13 protein-coding genes and 1 pseudogene are annotated in these 16,637 nt (G+C 55.1%); 7 read left to right on the top strand and 7 right to left on the bottom strand.

What is annotated here, in order from left to right; all coding sequences use genetic code 11:
* Positions 1-36: 36 nt before the first annotated feature.
* On the bottom strand, positions 37-1,053 hold the full coding sequence (locus ACIQ2T_RS02950; RefSeq protein ID WP_397589496.1) for an esterase-like activity of phytase family protein: 1,017 nt from the start codon (positions 1,051-1,053) through the stop codon (positions 37-39).
* 571 nt (positions 1,054-1,624) lie between these two features.
* Here ACIQ2T_RS02950 and ACIQ2T_RS02945 point away from each other — a divergent pair.
* Entirely contained in the window at positions 1,625-2,947 is a 1,323-nt protein-coding gene (locus ACIQ2T_RS02945) for a PQQ-dependent sugar dehydrogenase (RefSeq protein WP_397589495.1), read from the top strand.
* On the opposite strand, the gene ACIQ2T_RS02940 is transcribed toward ACIQ2T_RS02945, so the two are convergent.
* Together ACIQ2T_RS02940 and ACIQ2T_RS02935 are read right to left on the bottom strand one after the other, a co-directional pair.
* On the bottom strand, positions 2,944-3,759 hold the full coding sequence (locus ACIQ2T_RS02940; protein ID WP_397589494.1) for an ATP-binding protein: 816 nt from the start codon (positions 3,757-3,759) through the stop codon (positions 2,944-2,946). The genes ACIQ2T_RS02945 and ACIQ2T_RS02940 overlap by 4 nt on opposite strands.
* Positions 3,756-5,492, bottom strand: a complete 1,737-nt coding sequence (locus ACIQ2T_RS02935) for an acyl-CoA dehydrogenase (protein WP_397589493.1) — start codon at positions 5,490-5,492, stop codon at positions 3,756-3,758. The genes ACIQ2T_RS02940 and ACIQ2T_RS02935 overlap by 4 nt, the downstream gene beginning before the upstream one ends.
* Positions 5,493-5,543: 51 nt before the next feature.
* Here ACIQ2T_RS02935 and ACIQ2T_RS02930 point away from each other — a divergent pair, with 51 nt between their 5' ends.
* The 6 genes from ACIQ2T_RS02930 (at position 5,544) to ACIQ2T_RS02905 (ending at position 12,531) form a co-directional block, all read left to right on the top strand.
* Positions 5,544-6,503 (top strand): L-threonylcarbamoyladenylate synthase, encoded by a 960-nt coding sequence (locus tag ACIQ2T_RS02930; RefSeq protein WP_397589492.1) that lies wholly within the window; start codon positions 5,544-5,546, stop codon positions 6,501-6,503.
* Between the two features lie 121 nt (positions 6,504-6,624).
* Positions 6,625-7,674: an efflux RND transporter periplasmic adaptor subunit gene (locus tag ACIQ2T_RS02925; RefSeq protein ID WP_397589491.1), complete on the top strand. Its 1,050-nt coding sequence runs from the start codon at positions 6,625-6,627 to the stop codon at positions 7,672-7,674.
* Between the two features lie 3 nt (positions 7,675-7,677).
* Positions 7,678-10,746, top strand: coding sequence for an efflux RND transporter permease subunit (locus tag ACIQ2T_RS02920; protein ID WP_397589490.1), 3,069 nt, complete (start codon positions 7,678-7,680; stop codon positions 10,744-10,746).
* Positions 10,747-10,750: 4 nt separating this feature from the next.
* Positions 10,751-11,290, top strand: coding sequence for a peptide-methionine (S)-S-oxide reductase MsrA (gene msrA, locus ACIQ2T_RS02915; protein ID WP_397589489.1), 540 nt, complete (start codon positions 10,751-10,753; stop codon positions 11,288-11,290).
* A 31-nt stretch (positions 11,291-11,321) separates the two neighbouring features.
* Positions 11,322-12,191: a UTP--glucose-1-phosphate uridylyltransferase GalU gene (gene galU, locus ACIQ2T_RS02910; protein ID WP_397589488.1), complete on the top strand. Its 870-nt coding sequence runs from the start codon at positions 11,322-11,324 to the stop codon at positions 12,189-12,191.
* Positions 12,192-12,225: 34 nt separating this feature from the next.
* Positions 12,226-12,531, top strand: a complete 306-nt coding sequence (locus tag ACIQ2T_RS02905) for a hypothetical protein (protein ID WP_397589508.1) — start codon at positions 12,226-12,228, stop codon at positions 12,529-12,531.
* Between the two features lie 129 nt (positions 12,532-12,660).
* Here ACIQ2T_RS02905 and ACIQ2T_RS02900 read toward each other — a convergent pair whose 3' ends face one another.
* The 4 genes and pseudogenes from ACIQ2T_RS02900 to ACIQ2T_RS02885 all read right to left on the bottom strand — a co-directional run.
* Positions 12,661-13,911 (bottom strand): ABC transporter permease, encoded by a 1,251-nt coding sequence (locus ACIQ2T_RS02900; RefSeq protein WP_397589487.1) that lies wholly within the window; start codon positions 13,909-13,911, stop codon positions 12,661-12,663.
* Positions 13,908-14,621, bottom strand: coding sequence for an ABC transporter ATP-binding protein (locus tag ACIQ2T_RS02895; RefSeq protein WP_397589486.1), 714 nt, complete (start codon positions 14,619-14,621; stop codon positions 13,908-13,910). The genes ACIQ2T_RS02900 and ACIQ2T_RS02895 overlap by 4 nt, the downstream gene beginning before the upstream one ends.
* Complete coding sequence (locus tag ACIQ2T_RS02890; protein ID WP_397589485.1) at positions 14,602-15,879, bottom strand: efflux RND transporter periplasmic adaptor subunit; 1,278 nt, start codon at positions 15,877-15,879, stop codon at positions 14,602-14,604. Before ACIQ2T_RS02890 ends, ACIQ2T_RS02895 begins: the two co-directional genes overlap by 20 nt.
* Before the next feature lie 138 nt (positions 15,880-16,017).
* A pseudogene (locus ACIQ2T_RS02885) lies at positions 16,018-16,637 on the bottom strand (DNA-directed RNA polymerase subunit beta'); the annotation flags it as partial.

Below are 16,637 nucleotides of genomic sequence, written 5' to 3'. Positions count from 1 at the left end.
CGATAGGCTGCTGACGCGGCCTTTTGGTAAAGCTAATCAAAGGCCGGGGGCAGTTGATGCCACCGGCTTTTTGCTGTCCGGTTGGTGGGGTAAGCGGAACTTCATCAGAATAGTGCGCTGGAATATACTGAAATTATTGTCTGAAATGAGCCATAGGATTGTGTCCTGGCCTTCGCGTGTGACGGCTATCCCCTCCATATTGTCGACAAGCAACGGAGCAGCAAGCGATGCAATGACCGTTGCCGAAACTACGCTGTCGCGGCTTATGTTCGGTAGGTTTAGCAGTGATATTTTGGCTGAAAAGCCCACCGGGAAACCAATCGAACGATTCAAAATGGCGATTCGTCCATCCGGCAACTGCACGCCGTCGGTCACGCGATAGCCCGTTGGCGGCCGAAATTTGAACGACGTGATGCTGGGGCCTCGCTCAACGGGGTCACCAGAGAACAACAAAGCAGGGTGCATGCGGTCATCAACGCTTTCGGCAATCACGAGGAAGCGGCCGTCTTTTAAACGGATAATGCTTTCGGCGCCTTTGTTATTGGGCCAATCCTGCATTTCGCGCGGACGCATTATGCCGGTTTGGCGCCCGAAAGACGCGGAGTATCGCCTGATCGCATGCCTTTGTTCAAAGCTAACCCAATATTGGCCGCTATCGGGGTCATATGCGATGCCTTCGCTGTCGCGGTCTTTGTAACCAATGTCTGGCCCCTGTGCATTGGGCAGCGGCACAATGAAGGGACGGGTTGCCCGTGAACCGTTGCTCAAGCCGAAGCCTATCAAGTTCCCCGCGTCACCGATGCCGACAAACCGACCGTTTTTCAGCGCTGTCAGCGCCGAAATGCCGCCAAAGTCCTCATTGCGGCTTTGCAATTCCCATGCAGCGATAAACGCAAGTGCACCCACATACCGCTGTGCGGGATCATCAGGATTTAAGGTGAGGCGCCGCAAGGTGATATCTTGGCTGTAGCTGGGGTAAATCGTTCGGACGCCGCCTACGACCAAAACCGCTAACAATATGCAGAGCGCGAGACGCTTCATCTTTTGCGGCATGCCACTCCCCATATGTTCATCATTTTGCCATTAAAGATGAACGAAACATAACAATCTCATTCAGCTTCGGCTCAATCATTCATCTTCATAAGCCAATTATCGGCAAAGCAAATTGCCTTTTCTGCCAACCTCGGACCGACCGCTCTATCCGGCGCCAACGGCATAATGCAGCTACTTGCCAACATTAGGCTTTTGACAGCTGGGCTAAGGGTTTGCCGTAAAGGTTGCAGACAGGCCAGGGGTGGAAGAGCCTGTCTGCGGCGTCCGTCTACAATTTTAGATATCGCATTTCTGTAAAAGCACGTGGTTAGCAAATATTAAGGATAAACATCGGGCTTGCTAGGACATGATAGTTGGTGGCAAGGGGCCGGTATGTCAGGAACAGAAAATAATCAGCCGCGGCTTGCCGGCGGGATCTTTATCGCTTTTGGGCTATTAATTGGTGTCATCTTAGGCGTCGTTTTCGACCAGCCCTCTGCCGGGGCGGTTGCCGGCATGGCCCTTGGGTGCGCTATTGCGATAGTTATTTGGATTATGGACAGCAAACGTCGCTGAATAAGGGCTAGAATTTATGTGGAAACACGTTCGCAACATCACGTTGATCTTCGTCGCACTGGGGCTGATCGGCGTTTGGTATATCACACGCCCTGACGTTGCGCAGTTGCCGCTAGACGCCGTGACTGGTCCAACGCCCCAGATTACGGCAGGCCGTGAGCAGATTTTTCCAACTATTGCCGTGGCTGACGTAGACCGGTGGAAGACTGGTGAAGCACCAGTCGTCGCACCCGGTCTTGTCGTTGAACGCTTTGCTGAGGGCCTCGACCACCCGCGCAATCTTTATATGCTTCCCAATGGTGACATATTGGTAGCAGAAACCAACTCACCCCCACGCAAAATGGGCGGCGTTGAAGGGTTTGTCATGAAGTGGCTGATGGGCAAGGCCGGCGCGGATGTCCCCTCTGCCAACCGCATCACCTTATTGCGGGATGCCAATGGTGACGGGCAGGCGGAGCTTAAAACGCCGTTCCTCACTGGACTTAATTCGCCTTTTGGCATGGTTCTTATCGGCGAGAGATTATACGTTGCCAACACGAACGGCTTGCTGGTTTTCCCATACAAAACGGGCGATACGAAGATTACGGCAAAGGGCAAAGAGTTGACAAAGTTCAACGCCCGAGCGCCCAACAACCATTGGACGCGCAATCTCGCAGCTTCGTCTGATGGCAAAAAAATCTACATCTCTGTCGGATCGAACAGCAATATCGGCGAGAACGGTATGGAAAATGAGGTCGGCCGTGCCATGGTGTTCGAATATGACATCGCGAAGGACAAGAAAATCCCTTACGCGATTGGTCTGCGTAACCCAGTCGGCCTTGGCTGGGACAAAGCCGGCCGTTTGTGGACTGTCGTAAACGAACGCGACATGCTGGGCTCAGACCTTGTGCCTGATTATCTTGCCTTGGTTGAATTTGGCGCCGACTATGGCTGGCCGCAACATTATTGGGGTGGTTTCACCGATACCCGCGTAAAACCGCTGAAACCGGAAAAGCGCGAATATGAACGGCGTCCAGATTATGCCTTGGGCGCGCATACCGCGCCGCTTGGCCTTGCATTTGGCTATAATGGCAAATTGGGTGCAGGTCTTACCGAAGGCGCCTTTGTCGCGCGGCATGGTTCGTGGAATCGTAAGCCAGTTTCTGGCTATGATGTCATCTTCGTGCCGTTTCCCAAGGGGGAACCAGCGGGCAAGCCAGTCAATGTGCTGACGGGCTTTTTGGATAAGGACGGCAAGGCGCAGGGCCGCCCTGCTATGCTTGCTTTAGCCAAGGATGGTACTTTGTTGGTAAGTGATGATGTAGGCAACATCGTCTGGCGCGTTCGGGCGAAGGATTAAATCTTCCGCCCTGCGCGGCCAGCCAGCTCAATGGTATAATGCCATGCAATCCGGCCTGACCGGCCGCCGCGACCTTGGGCAAAGCCCAGCGCGTCGGCTTCGTCACAGTCCAAGTCAAAATGGCTGGCATAGCTTGCGACCATGTGCAGATAGGCGTCCTGATTGGGATATTGGAAGCCAAGTTTAAGGCCAAAGCGGTCGGCCAACGCCAGACTGTCGTCAATCGCATCGCGCGCGTTGATGGCGTCAGCCTTATCGCTGCTATCGCGTTCAACTATGTTCCGGCGGTTCGACGTCACGCAGAGGCGTACGTTGTTTGGACGCGCTTCGACGCCGCCTTCCAATAATGACCGCAACAGACGCGCGTTCTGATCATGTGGTTCAAACGAAATATCGTCGATGAACAAAAGATAGCGCCGACCCGACGCGCCAAGCTCTTCGAACAAGGTCGGCAGGCTCGTAAGCTGGCTTGAAGCGGCTTCGACAAGGGCGATGAAGAATCCATTCTCCTGAAGCGCGGCGATAACAGATTTGGCCAATGCGGATTTCCCCATGCCCCGCGCACCCCATAGCAACACGTCATGCGCAGCCGCGCCGGATGCATGCCGTCGGCAATTCTCGAACAATTCGGCCTTTTGCCGGTCGACGCCGACGATCAATTCCAGCGGCAGTGGTTTGAAATCATGCACCGCTGCCAAGCCTGTTCCGTTCCAATGATAAGCAGGAAAGGACGACAGGTCGGTCGGCGGCGCGGGCGGAGGCGAAAGCCGCTCAAGCGCTTCAGCGATGCGTTTGAGCGTTTGTTCGTTCAAGCCGCCAATTCCTCCGCATCAATCGCATATAGCAATTCCGCACCGACCATGGCGCTGCCCTTGAAGGCCATTGCTTCTGGAACCATCACGTCAAGATAATAACGGCAAGCGGCGACCTTGGCACGCAGGAATGCGCTTGTGTCGCCATTGGCGATTGCGGCCTGCGCGGCGCGCAGTTGCTTCAACATCAGCCAGCCCGATGTCGCAACGGCCATCATATTTGTATAGGCATAGCTGCCTGCCAAGCGGTCATCAATGTCAGCATTAAGCATATAGTCCGTGACGTCCGCCGTTGCCGCGGCCAGCGCCGATAGACCCGCATGTTCTGCGGCGTTCGCCGAGATCGCGGCGAGATGATTGCGAATGACATCACCGCCTTGCATCGCCAGCTTTCGACCGACAAGATCCGCGGCCTGAATGCCGTTCGTGCCTTCGTAAATGGCCGCTATCCGGATATCGCGATAATATTGGGCGGCGCCAGTTTCCTCCACAAAGCCCATGCCGCCATGCACCTGAATTCCAAGTGACGCGATTTCACTGCCCATGTCGGTGCCATAGGTTTTGGCCAGCGGCGTCAGTAAATCGACCATTTCTTGCGCGCCCGCCTCGCCCAACGTTGCGCGGTCAACATAGCCGGATGCGAGATATAACAAGGCGCGTATTGCTTGCGTTCCTGCCTTCATACGCAACAGCATTCGGCGGACATCAGGGTGTTCGACAATGGAAACGGGTTCCCGTGACGGTCCGCTGGCCTTGGCCGACTGGACGCGTTCACGGGCGAACCAGATCGCCTTTTGCGTCGCGGCTTCGGCAACTTGCACGCCTTGCAAGCCGACGTTCAGCCGTGCGTTGTTCATCATCGTGAACATGGCGCGCATTCCGCCGAATTCGGGACCGATCAATTCGCCAATACATTCACCTTCTTCGCCAAATGCCAAGACGCAGGTAGGCGACGCATTAATGCCCATCTTATGTTCGATAGATACCACTTTGATGTCATTCTGCGCGCCGATACCGCCATCTTCATCAACCCGATATTTGGGCACGAGAAACAGCGAAATGCCCTTCGTCCCTGCGGGGCCATCGGGCGTGCGCGCCAGCACCAAATGGACGATGTTTTCGGCCATGTCATGGTCGCCGAAGCTGATATAAATCTTCGTGCCTTTGATGTGATAGGTACCATCTCCGCGTGGGGTTGCGGTCGATTTTAGCGCGCCAACGTCGGAACCTGCTTGCGGTTCGGTCAGGTTCATCGTGCCGGAATATGCGCCGGTCGAAAGCTTCGGCAGAAATAGTGCTTTCTGCCGGTCCGTCCCATGGTGGTTGATTGCCTCAATCGCGCCAACCGATAGAATTGGGCATAAGGCAAATGCCATGTTGGCCGCGCCTAACGAATCCAATGCAACGGTAGCAATTGAAAATGGCAGGCCTTGTCCTCCAAATTCTGCCGGCGCGTTAATCGATCCCCAGCCATTTGCTACATAGGATTTATACGCCGCGACAAATCCATCAGGCATGACAACTTTGCCGTCAATCAAACGTGCCCCGACGGTGTCGCCAATGCGGTTTAACGGGGCAAATTCGCCTTCTGCAAATGCGCCAATGCCATCGACGATGGCTTGCACCATATCGGGCGTCGCATCGGCAAAGCGCGCATGCTGCGCCAATGCATCGATACCGACGATATGCTTAAGAACGAAGTTTTGTTCTGCGACGGGTGCTGAAAACGTCATGGCTGATAAAAAATCCTGTTAAAGCTGGTCTGCACCCGCCTATAGCCGCTTATGATGTTTGGCTCAAATACCTTGGGGAATGGCTGGGTTGTGCCAGCAGATGACGCGGCAATTACGGCTGCAACGCAGCTTCTGGGGGCTGGGCAGATTGTGGCGATTCCCACCGAGACCGTATATGGCCTCGCCGCCGATGCCCAAAATGCCGAGGCTGTGGCCCGTATCTATGCGGCAAAGGGGCGTCCAGATTTAAACCCGTTGATTGTGCATGTACGCGACCAGAAAGCGGCAGAAAAGCTTGGTGTGTTTAATGCTACTGCGCAGGCACTGGCGGAGGCTTTTTGGCCCGGCCCATTGACGCTGGTGCTGCCTTTGCAACCCAACGCCCCCGTTGCGCGCGCTGTGACCGCAGGACTGCCTACTATCGCTATCCGGTGCCCGGCACATCCTGTAATGCAGGCGTTGCTCTTTAAAAGCGGTTTAAGCCTCGCTGCGCCCTCTGCAAACCCAAGTGGGTCAATCAGCCCAACCCGCGCCGATCATGTCCTGAAGGGGCTTGGAGGAGCTGTGCCGATGATTTTAGACGGGGGTTCTTGCTCGGCGGGATTGGAGTCGACCATTGTTGCCGTGCGCGATGATGGTTGGCAGATTTTGAGGCCGGGGCCGGTGACTTCGGAAGACATCGAAAACGTCATCGGTTATGCGCCGCTCGCAGCCATCAATGGGTCTATTGAGGCGCCTGGCCAAATGGCCAGCCATTATGCGCCGTCTAAGCCTGTTCGGCTAAACGTCATTGCATCGGACTCCGATGTGTATCTCATTGGCTTTGGCGCGATTGCAGGCGACGATAACCTGTCTTCAACAGGTGATCTCGCGCAGGCCGCAGCACATTTGTTTGAGGCGCTGCACACCGCTGATGCCAGCGCCGCTGTCTCTATCGCAGTTGCACCCATACCGCATGAAGGCATCGGCATCGCAATAAATGACAGGCTTGCGAGGGCCGCATTCCGGTGAGGAGGGGGTGCTGACGGGTGTCAATGTTACGAAATAGGTTTCATATCAAAACGCTATTTCATCCTGAATAGAATTCCGGTATCGCGGTTATCGTATCAGTGCTTGGGAGGGCCGTGGGCCGATGTCTTCAAAAATATTCGCAGGATTGTTGTTGGTTATCCCGCTTGCGAGTTGTGGCGACAATAGCGCGAACCCTAAAATCGCTGCGCAAACCATTCACCCTGTCCAAGTCTTCACAGTAGAGAAACAAAGCCTTGAACGTGAAATTAACGCTGTCGGCACCGTTCGTTATCGTCGCGAAACGCCTTTAGGCTTCACGACATCGGGTAAAGTCGCGCTTGTTCGTTTCGAAGAAGGCAATTTTGTAAAGCGCGGCGCCTTGCTGGCTGCGCTTGATACCACCAATGTTGGCGCGGACATGAGCGTTGCGACGGCCGAACGCGACCGCGTGCGTGCAGAATTTGATCGCGTCCGTTCGCTGTATGCCGATGGTTGGGTTACGAAAGCCCGATTTGAAGCCGCAGACGCCGCCGTGAAAGGCGCAGATGCCCGCGTCCAACAAGCCGGCTTTGCGCGAAATACCGCGCAGCTTTATGCTCCGTCCAGCGGCGTTGTGCTGATGCGGAACGTTCAGGCCGGGCAAGTGATTGCAGCCGGTATGCCGGCGCTGACGCTGGGTGAGGCGGACCAAGGCTTCGTGTTCCGCGTGCCGATTGTGGACCGCGACGCATCTAAGCTACGCATTGGAATGGCCGCGAATATCGTAATTGAATCGGTGGGTAATGCTCCGATAACAGCGATGATTTCCGAAATTGACGGCCGCGCGAATGCTGCAACCGGCACATTTACGGTGCAATTTCGTTTGCCCAGCCAGCCAGCATTGCGATCAGGGCAAATCGGGACAGCTGCTATGAAGCTCCCAGCATCGGACAGCGGCGACCAAGTTCAAATTCCTGCAAGCGCGTTGTTCGGTGTCCGCACGGGTGAAGGTCTTGTCTATGTGGTTCGCGCCGACAACCGCGTTGAAACCCGCAATGTGGCTGTTGAACGGGTCACCGATGGTTTTGTGCTTGTATCTGGAGGGTTAAAGTTTGGCGACCGGATCGTCACCTCCGGGCTGGAGAAATTACGTACAGGCTCGACCGTCCGCGTCCTCATCGGGAAGCGCTAGAACATGCATATCGCGGAAGTCGCAATTCGCAGGTGGCAGTTAACGCTTGTCCTATTTGCACTGCTTTGTGCGCTGGGTTTTTCTGCGTTTCAACAAGTGCCGCGTGCAGTGGATCCGCATTTTACGATGCCTATCGTGTCGATTGTTGCATCGCAACCCGGCGCCGATTCAGCGGAAATTGAGCAAACCATTACCAAGCCTATCGAAGAGCTGGTTCAAGGTTTGGAGGATGTGCAGCAGGTCGTATCCACCAGCAGTGATGGCAATGCCCTTATTCGCGTCGAGTTCGACTGGTCGGGGGATCCTGACCAATATTTCAACGACACCGTGCGCGAGGTCACCGCAATCCGCACGCAGCTTCCGGCGGACCTACAGCGGCTGCAGTTCGAAAAAGTGCGCACCACCAATGCCTCCGTCCTCCAGATTGCCTTGTTAAGCGATACGGCAAGTTGGTACCGGATGGAAAAATATGCGCGTGATATCAGCGAAGCGTTGGGGCGCTATAAGGAAGTCCGGCAGGCGGATATTTATGGGCTCCCGCAAACAGAAATCAGTGTGTCCATCAACTCTGGCAGACTTGCAGAGTTGCGTTTGCCAACAAGCGTCGTGGTCGACGCCATCCGTGTCGGCGGCGCCGACGTTCCGGCGGGCGCGGTTACCAGTGGTGCGCGGCGATTCAACGTGGAAACGGGTGGCGCCTTTCGCAACGTAGATACCATCCGCAATCTTCCGATCCGGACGAATGACGGTTCCATAATCCGCGTCGGCGACGTTGCTGATGTCACATTGGGTGCCGCCGAACAACGTGTCAAAGTAAGCCACAATGGCCAACGTGCGGTATTTATCACGGCCAACCAAAAACAAGGAACCGACGCGACAAAATTGCGGAACCGTTTGGTCGAGGAACTTGCGGTTCAGCAAAAGCTGCTCCCGCCCGATATCACGGCAATTGTCGAATTCGACCAAAGCAAAGACATCACGAAGCGCCTCACGGAACTTGCGCGCGACTTTGGGATCGCATTGTTCCTTGTACTGATAACACTTTTGCCTTTGGGTTGGCGGGCATCAGTGATCGTTATGATATCGATCCCGCTGTCGATTGCGTCGGGGCTGCTCGCAATATCGGCTTATGGTTTTAACCTCAGCCAGTTGGTTGTTGCGGGCTTCATTCTCACGCTGGGATTGCTGGTCGATGACTCGATCGTCGTCGTTGAAAACATCGCGCGGCATTTGCGTATGGGAAAAAGCCGCAGCGAAGCGGCGATTGACGGCACCAAAGAAATCACGATGGCGGTTTTGGGGTCTACCGGCGTTTTGGTCTTTGCCTTTTTGCCTTTATTCTTCCTACCCGAGGGCGCGGGCAAGTTCGTCCAAAGCTTCATTGGAACGATCGTGGCGACGATCACTGCGTCGATGATTGTTTCGCTTACTATTGTCCCGTTTCTTGCCAGTCGGATATTGAAAGCCGACGAATCGGAGGAGGGAAGCCCCTTGCTGCAATGGCTGATGCGGAAAATCGACCGTTTCTACCACCCTATGCTGCATTGGGCGCTAGACCGGCCACGCCGTTCCGTTTGGGGTGCGTTGGCCTGCACGTGCGCTGCATTTTTTCTCGTGCCGATTCTTGGCTTCAGCCTGTTTCCAAACGCCGACACACCCTATTTCCGCGTGACTGTGGAAGCAGAGCAAGGCGCGAGTATAAACGAAACTGGACGCATCGTGCGGCAGGTTTCCGCGATATTGAAAACCGAACCTGCAGTCAAAGTGCGGGCGGAAAATGTCGGCGCTTATAATCCACCAGTTTTCTACAATGTGTTTCAACGCGGCGAAAATCCCACCCATGGCGAAGTGCTTGCGATCATGGAAAATTGGGAGGGGTCCAAGTCACGCGAAATGATAAAGCGGTTGCGCAAGCAGCTGGACGAGATACCGGGCGCGCGGGTCAAATTGATATTGTTCCAAAACGGTGCGCCAATCAACGCCCCCGTCGAATTTCGCGCTTATGGTCCTGATCAGGACGAGCTAAAGCGCCTTGCAGCGAAAATGGAACAGGTACTGCGTGAAACCCCCGGTACCAGAGACGTTAACAATCCTGTGGCGTTCGACAAGGTAGACCTCGATGTGCGGGTGGATGAAGCGAAAGCTGCATTGCTCGATGTACCGGCTGGTGCGGCGCGCCGCGCAATTCGGCTTGCGCTGAGTGGGGAGCGTGCGGGCACCTATCGGGATACCGAAGGCGATAGTTATCCCGTTGTGGTGCGCTTGCCGCTCGCGGAAACGCAACCCGTCTCTGCCCTTGAGTCCATTTACGTCACAAACCGAAGCGGTCAGGCCATTCCGTTGGCCGAAATCTCCAATCCAACGCTGGAATCCACGCCTGCCGCCATTTACCGTTTCAATCTTCAGCGTAACGTCAGCGTTAGTGCCCAAATATTGGATGGTGTTGTGGTATCGAAGGTCAATCTTGATGCCCAAAAACGGATGGACCGCATTCCGCTCAAGCCAGGCTATTCGATAGCCGTCGGCGGAGAGGCCGAAAAAATCAATGACACGTTTGCCGGCTTCGGCCCGGTCGTAATGGTCGCTTTGTTCAGCATCTTTGCTATCCTTGTTGCCGAATTCGGTCGATTTAAAGAGGCTTTGGTTGTCGCGGGTGTTATCCCACTCGGCACATTCGGTGGGCTCATCGCGCTTTTGGCAACTGGCAATAATCTCTCGTTTCTGGCCATCATCGGCTTTATCGCGCTGATCGGGATCGAGATAAAGAATTCGATTCTTTTGGTCGATTTCACGAGCCAGCTGCGGCAGCGCGGCTATGCCTTGCGTGAAGCTATCGAGAAGGCAGGCGAAGTCCGGTTCCTTCCCGTGCTGTTGACCTCGGTCACAGCAATTGGGGGCCTCATGCCGCTCGCTTTGTTTGGCGGCAGTCTCTACGGGCCGCTGGCAATAGTGTTGATCGGGGGGTTGATTTCTTCAACTTTGCTATCACGTATCGTCACGCCAGCCATGTATCTGCTGGTGGTGCGCGGAGATGCGGCAAGGGCCGCAAATGCGGCGCAAATCCAAGGATAAGTTTATGCCCCAAGAAGAAGCCATTTTCGCCGGAGGTTGTTTCTGGTGTACCGAAGCCGTTTTCGGGCAGCTTAACGGTGTAAGCAGCGTCGTGAGCGGCTATATTGGCGGCCATACAGTTGATCCAACCTATAAAGAGGTATGCAGCGGCAATACAGGGCATGCAGAAGCCATTCGCATTGCGTTCGATGCTGACGTCATCAGCTACGCCGACCTGCTCGAAATATTCTTTGCCACGCATGACCCGACGCAACTCAATCGGCAAGGCAATGATATCGGCACACAATATCGGTCCGCCGTCTTCTTATTGTCGGAAGAACAGCGCGAAATGGCGGAAGCTGGTATATCAAAGGCTGCAGTCGAATGGCCGGCACCCATCGTCACAACAATCGAAGGCCCGGCCACTTGGTATCCGGCAGAGGATTATCATCAGGAATATTGGGACGGCGAAGGTCAGCGCAACTCCTATTGCCTTGCCGTCATTCCGCCTAAATTGGCAAAACTGAAAAAAGGATTTGCTGAACGGCTTACCAACTCTGCGTAGACAAGGTGGTTTCGCGCGCTAATTAGAAGTGATGATGCATAAACCTGTTCGTAAAGCTATTTTCCCTGTTGCCGGATTAGGAACGCGTTTCTTGCCGGCGACAAAAGCCATTCCCAAAGAGATGCTGCCAATCGTCGATAGTCCGCTGATTCAATATGCGGTCGATGAAGCACGTGAGGCCGGGATTGAACAAATGATCTTCGTTACGGGGCGCGGTAAAAGCGCAATCGAAGACCATTTCGACATTGTCTTCGAACTTGAGCACACCATGACGTCACGCGGCAAGGATGTCTCGGTTTTGGCGAATACACGGCTTACGCCTGGCAACTGCGTTTATGTCCGGCAGCAGGAGCCATTAGGCCTCGGTCATGCCATTTGGTGCGCGCGCGATATTATCGGTGATGAGCCTTTCGCCATTTTTCTTCCTGACGAATTCATGCACGGATCGCCAGGCTGCATGAAGCAAATGGTTGATGCCTATCAACACATTGGCGGAAACATCATCAGCGTACTTGAAGTACCCCATAAAGATGTGTCGAGCTATGGTGTCATTGCCCCAGGCGCAACCAATGGCGCGGTGACGGAAGTCCTTGGCCTTGTTGAAAAGCCCAAGGTCGAAGACGCGCCGTCAAACCTTATCGTGTCAGGCCGTTACATTCTGCAGCCAGAGGTTATGCAGATCCTTGAAGGACAGGAAAAAGGCGCCGGGGGTGAGATCCAACTTACCGACGCCATGGCGCAAATGATCGGGCAGCAACCGTTTAATGCAGTCACCTTTGACGGAAAACGTTATGATTGTGGATCAAAGGTCGGCTATATCGAGGCGAATTTGGCACTGGCGCTCCAGCGTCCAGATATGGCGGAGCAAGTCCGCGCGATCGCACTGAATTTGCTGAAATAGATGGTCATAGGGAGGATGTATCTTGGTGCGTAATATGCGTTTGGTTTTGGCCGTCATGTCAACATTTCTGCTGCAAGGGTGTGTGACATCGTTGGTCAAGAATGTTGTCACGGCACCTGTAAAGATTGTTTCAAAAACGGCCGATGTACTGACTACGAGCCAGTCCGAGTCCGATGAAAAGCGCGGTCGCCAGTTGCGTCACCGTGAAGAAAATATCGGCGAGCTTGCCCGGCGGCGTGAGAAGGCCCGCGAGCGCTGCGCAGATGGCGACAAGGACGCCTGCAAAAAGGCTGCCGACATCAGTGAACAGATCGCGGATGAGAGAGATCGCTCCTACTGAGGCTATACACCCTTTAAATGGTGGGCGCTGCGGGCGGAAACGGTACCTGTTTCGGCTTTGCCACAGATCGTGAACCGTCAACGCAGCCTCGACCCGCTGCTTCAACTGTCGTTATCGGGGAAATTCTGACTATTCGCTGCGTAAGGCTTCTATCGGAGAGAGGCGGGATGCCCGAATAGCCGGGTAACCACCGAACAATATTCCGATGATTGCTGAAAACGCGACCGACAATAATGCTGTGTCCAACCCGACCGGGGCTGGAAAGTCGGCGACTTTCTGAAAGATGGCCGCGGCGACTAGCGCCAGTGTCAGGCCAATGGCGCCGCCAATGACGCACAGCACGGCGGCCTCAACCAGGAACTGGTTTCTAATGTCGCTGCGTTTTGCGCCCAACGCCATACGAAGCCCGATTTCGCGCGTGCGTTCGGTCACGCTAACCAGCATGATGTTCATGATGCCGATGCCGCCTACTAACAATGAGATTGAGGCAATCGCGACCAAAACCGCTTGGAATATCTGGGTCACTTGACCAGTCGTCTCGGCAATCTCAGTGGTTGTGCGAACGGTGAACGGGCTAATCCTGCCTTTTGGCACACGGTAGCGATCGCGCAACATGCGCTTGATTTCCTGCTGGCCCAAGAGAAGCGATTCCTCGTCGATGAAGCCGACAAACAGCAGTGTTACATCGTCGGGTCCTTGCGTTGCCGTGGTCAACAGCCTCTGACGCAGCGTCGTTATCGGAACGACAATCTGGTCGTCATTGTCGTTACCCAGATTACTCCCCTTGCTTTCCAGCAAACCGATAACCTTAAATGGCACGCGGTTGATCCGCACAGTTTCACCGACGGGATTTGCATCGGCGAACAGCTTGTCTGCTACTGTCTGTCCGATCACCACCACACGTGCCGCGGCTCCGACGTCGCTATCGGACAGGAAGCGCCCTTCAGATGCTGTGATGTTCGACACGATGCCATATTCGGGGGTTGCGCCGGTCGCTTGGGTTGTTGCGCTACGGCCAGGTGTGACCAGTTGGACGCTGCTCCGGATCTGTGGGGCTACTGCGCTGACGCCGGATACCTGACGCAAGATAGCTTGCCCGTCGCGTTCGGTCAGCCGACCACGATCCGTCGAACGCGGCGGACCGCTGCCGCTGTCGGGTTGCGGCACGACGATTGCCATGTTGGACCCCAGCGTAGCAATCTGCTGCGTCACTGAGACCTGCGCGCCATTGCCCACTGCGACGGCCAGTATTACCGAGAATACCCCGATCATCACGCCAAGCGTGGTCAGTATCGAGCGCATCAAATTGGTACGGAGCGCGGTCATCGCAATCGCGATATTCACGCCCCAACCCGCGATTGCGTTAAAAAGGTTAGTCATCCGGCAACTGCCCGCCGGCGCGATTTGACGGCGGCATCTTCCATGACTTGCCCGTCGCGAAAGACAATTCGCCGGGCGGCATATTCTGCGATGTCGGGCTCGTGCGTGACAACGATGAGGGTGATGCCTTCGTCGTTTAGTTTCTGAAAAATACCCATGATATCCAGCGATGTCTGCGTATCGAGAGCGCCCGTCGGTTCGTCGGCCAGCAGCATGAGCGGATTGGTAACCAAGGCACGGGCGATGGCGACGCGCTGTTGCTGTCCACCCGAAAGCTTGGCTGGCGTGTTCTGTAGGCGGTTGCCAAGTCCCATCGCCTCTAGCTTCGCCTGTGCGCGATCGCGACGCTCGCTGTAGCCAAGGCCAGCATAAATCAGCGGCACCGCAACATTATCCAGCGCGCTGGTGCGGGCCAGAAGGTTGAACTGCTGAAACACAAAGCCGATTTTACGGTTGCGGATTTCTGCAAGCGCATCGCTATCAAGCGTTTTGGTGTCGATCCCGTCGAGCAACAATGTGCCGGATGTCGGCACATCGAGGCAGCCGATCATATTCATGAAAGTTGATTTGCCAGACCCGCTGGCGCCCATGATGGCAACAAACTCACCACGTTTTATGGTCAAGGAAACACTATTGACGGCGTGCAGCACCTCGCCCCCGATCACATAATCCTTTACCAGATCATGCGTTTCAAGAAGCGGCGCTGTCATTTTCGTCCGCATTATCGTCCGTTTGGGCCTTCGGTTTTAGAGATTTTGTCCGGACGAGTATCTTGTCCCCTGCTTTGATACCCGAAGTCACTTCGGTATAGTCGTCACCTTGCAGGCCAAGCTGAACCTGTTTCTGTGTGGGTCGATACGAGTCAGACCCTGCCAGATAGAGCATTGGCGCGGGCGTTTCCTTTTTGCCGGGCGCAGCCGGCTTGTCCTTTTTAGATGCGCCCCGGTCCGCCAATTTGGGGCGGAAGCGAAGCGTGTTGGTCGGCACGCGCAGCACATTTGCCTTGGCGCCAGTGATGATTTCTACATTTGCGGTCATTCCGGGTAGCAATTTGCCATCGGCGTTATTGACGTCGATGATGACCAGATAGCTGACGACATTTTGTGTTTCGACTGGTGCTTTGCGGACTTGCCGCACTTTCGCGCGAAACACATCATCGGGGTAGCTGTCGACCGTGAAGGTCACATTTTGCCCTTCGACAATCTGGCCAATGTCGGCCTCGTCGACGGATGCTTCCACCTGCATCTTGGTTGTGTCTGCGGCGATTTCAAACAGATTGGGTGTCTGGAAACTGGCCGCAACAGTTGTGCCTGGTTCAACCAGCTTGTTGATGATGACGCCGCTTGCGGGGGCGATGATAACGGTGCGGTTCAGATCAAGCTGTGCGGATGAAAGCTCCGCCGTAGCCTGCCGGATTTGCGCATTGCCGCTTTGCGTTTGCGCCAGTGCCACCTGAAGCGCGTTGCGCGCGCTATTGAGTTTGCTCTGCGCCAGATCGAGGCCGGCCTTTGAAACGAAGCCGCGAGCCGCCAAGGCCTTTTGCCGGGCAAAATCACGCTCCTGAATTTCAAGTTCTGACTGTGATCGCGCGACATTGGCCACCGTTTGCTGCAAGCCGGCACGGGCAAGTGCAACTTGGGCTTCGGACTGCTGCACACGTGCGCGGACGCGTGTCGAGTCAATCTCGGCAAGGATTTGCCCTGCTTTCACGGGCGAATTGAAATCGACATATACCTTGGTGATCTGACCCGAGACTTCAGTACCGACCTTGATCGTATTCAGCGCGCGGACCTTGCCGCTGGCGGACACTTTGCGTAACACTTCGCCGCGCGTGACAGTCTCGCTGACATATTCATAGTCATGCGGGGTAGGGCGCAATGCGCGGTACAGAACGAGCAGCAAAATCAGTACGATGATGGCCGACCAAACGCGATGCTGCTTCACCCAAGCCCGTACTGCCTCAAACATCTGACTCGTCCTCAATTAGCTTCTGTCGCCGTATATTCTGCACGGGAAGATTCGGCCAGTGATTTATATGCATAATACAGCAAAAGCCCGCCGGAATCGCTTCCAGCGGGCTTTGCTTTAACTTTAGTGAAACGGCGCTTATTCTTCTTCGCCGATTTCGATCACGTCATCGATTGCTGCATCTTCAGTGGTCAGGTCATCTGCGATGACCTTTGCCAACACATCGTCACCAATGGCGGCTTCAGGACCCTGTGCCAGTTCGGCAGCATGCTCTTCAACCGCTGTCTCTGGCGCAATCAGGCTTTCCTGCAGCTTCTTGTAGCTGGCACGAAGTGCAACGTCGCGGCTGGTTGCTGCAATCCGCATACGGTTCATGGCAGAACCCGTACCCGCAGGGATCAGGCGGCCAACGATGACGTTTTCCTTCAACCCGGTCAGAATGTCCTTCTTACCTTCCACAGCGGCCTGCGTGAGGACGCGTGTGGTTTCCTGGAAGGACGCCGCCGAGATGAACGAACGCGTCTGCAAAGATGCCTTTGTGATGCCGAGCAGAACAGGATTGCCGGTCGCATGCGCCTGGCCTTTGCCCAGCTTCCCATTGATGGCGTCCATTTCTTCGCGGTCAACTTGCTCACCTGGAAGCAGGGTTGTGTCGCCACCGAAGGTGATCTCAACCTTTTGCAGCATCTGACGAACGATCGTTTCGATGTGCTTGTCGTTGATCTTCACGCCCTGCAGACGATACACTTCCTGAATTT

It is taken from the genome of Sphingorhabdus sp. (genome assembly GCF_044357595.1).
Classification (GTDB): domain Bacteria; phylum Pseudomonadota; class Alphaproteobacteria; order Sphingomonadales; family Sphingomonadaceae; genus Sphingorhabdus_B.
The sequence above is the reverse complement of the archived record's forward strand: the minus strand, read 5'-3'. Positions and strand labels throughout refer to the sequence as shown.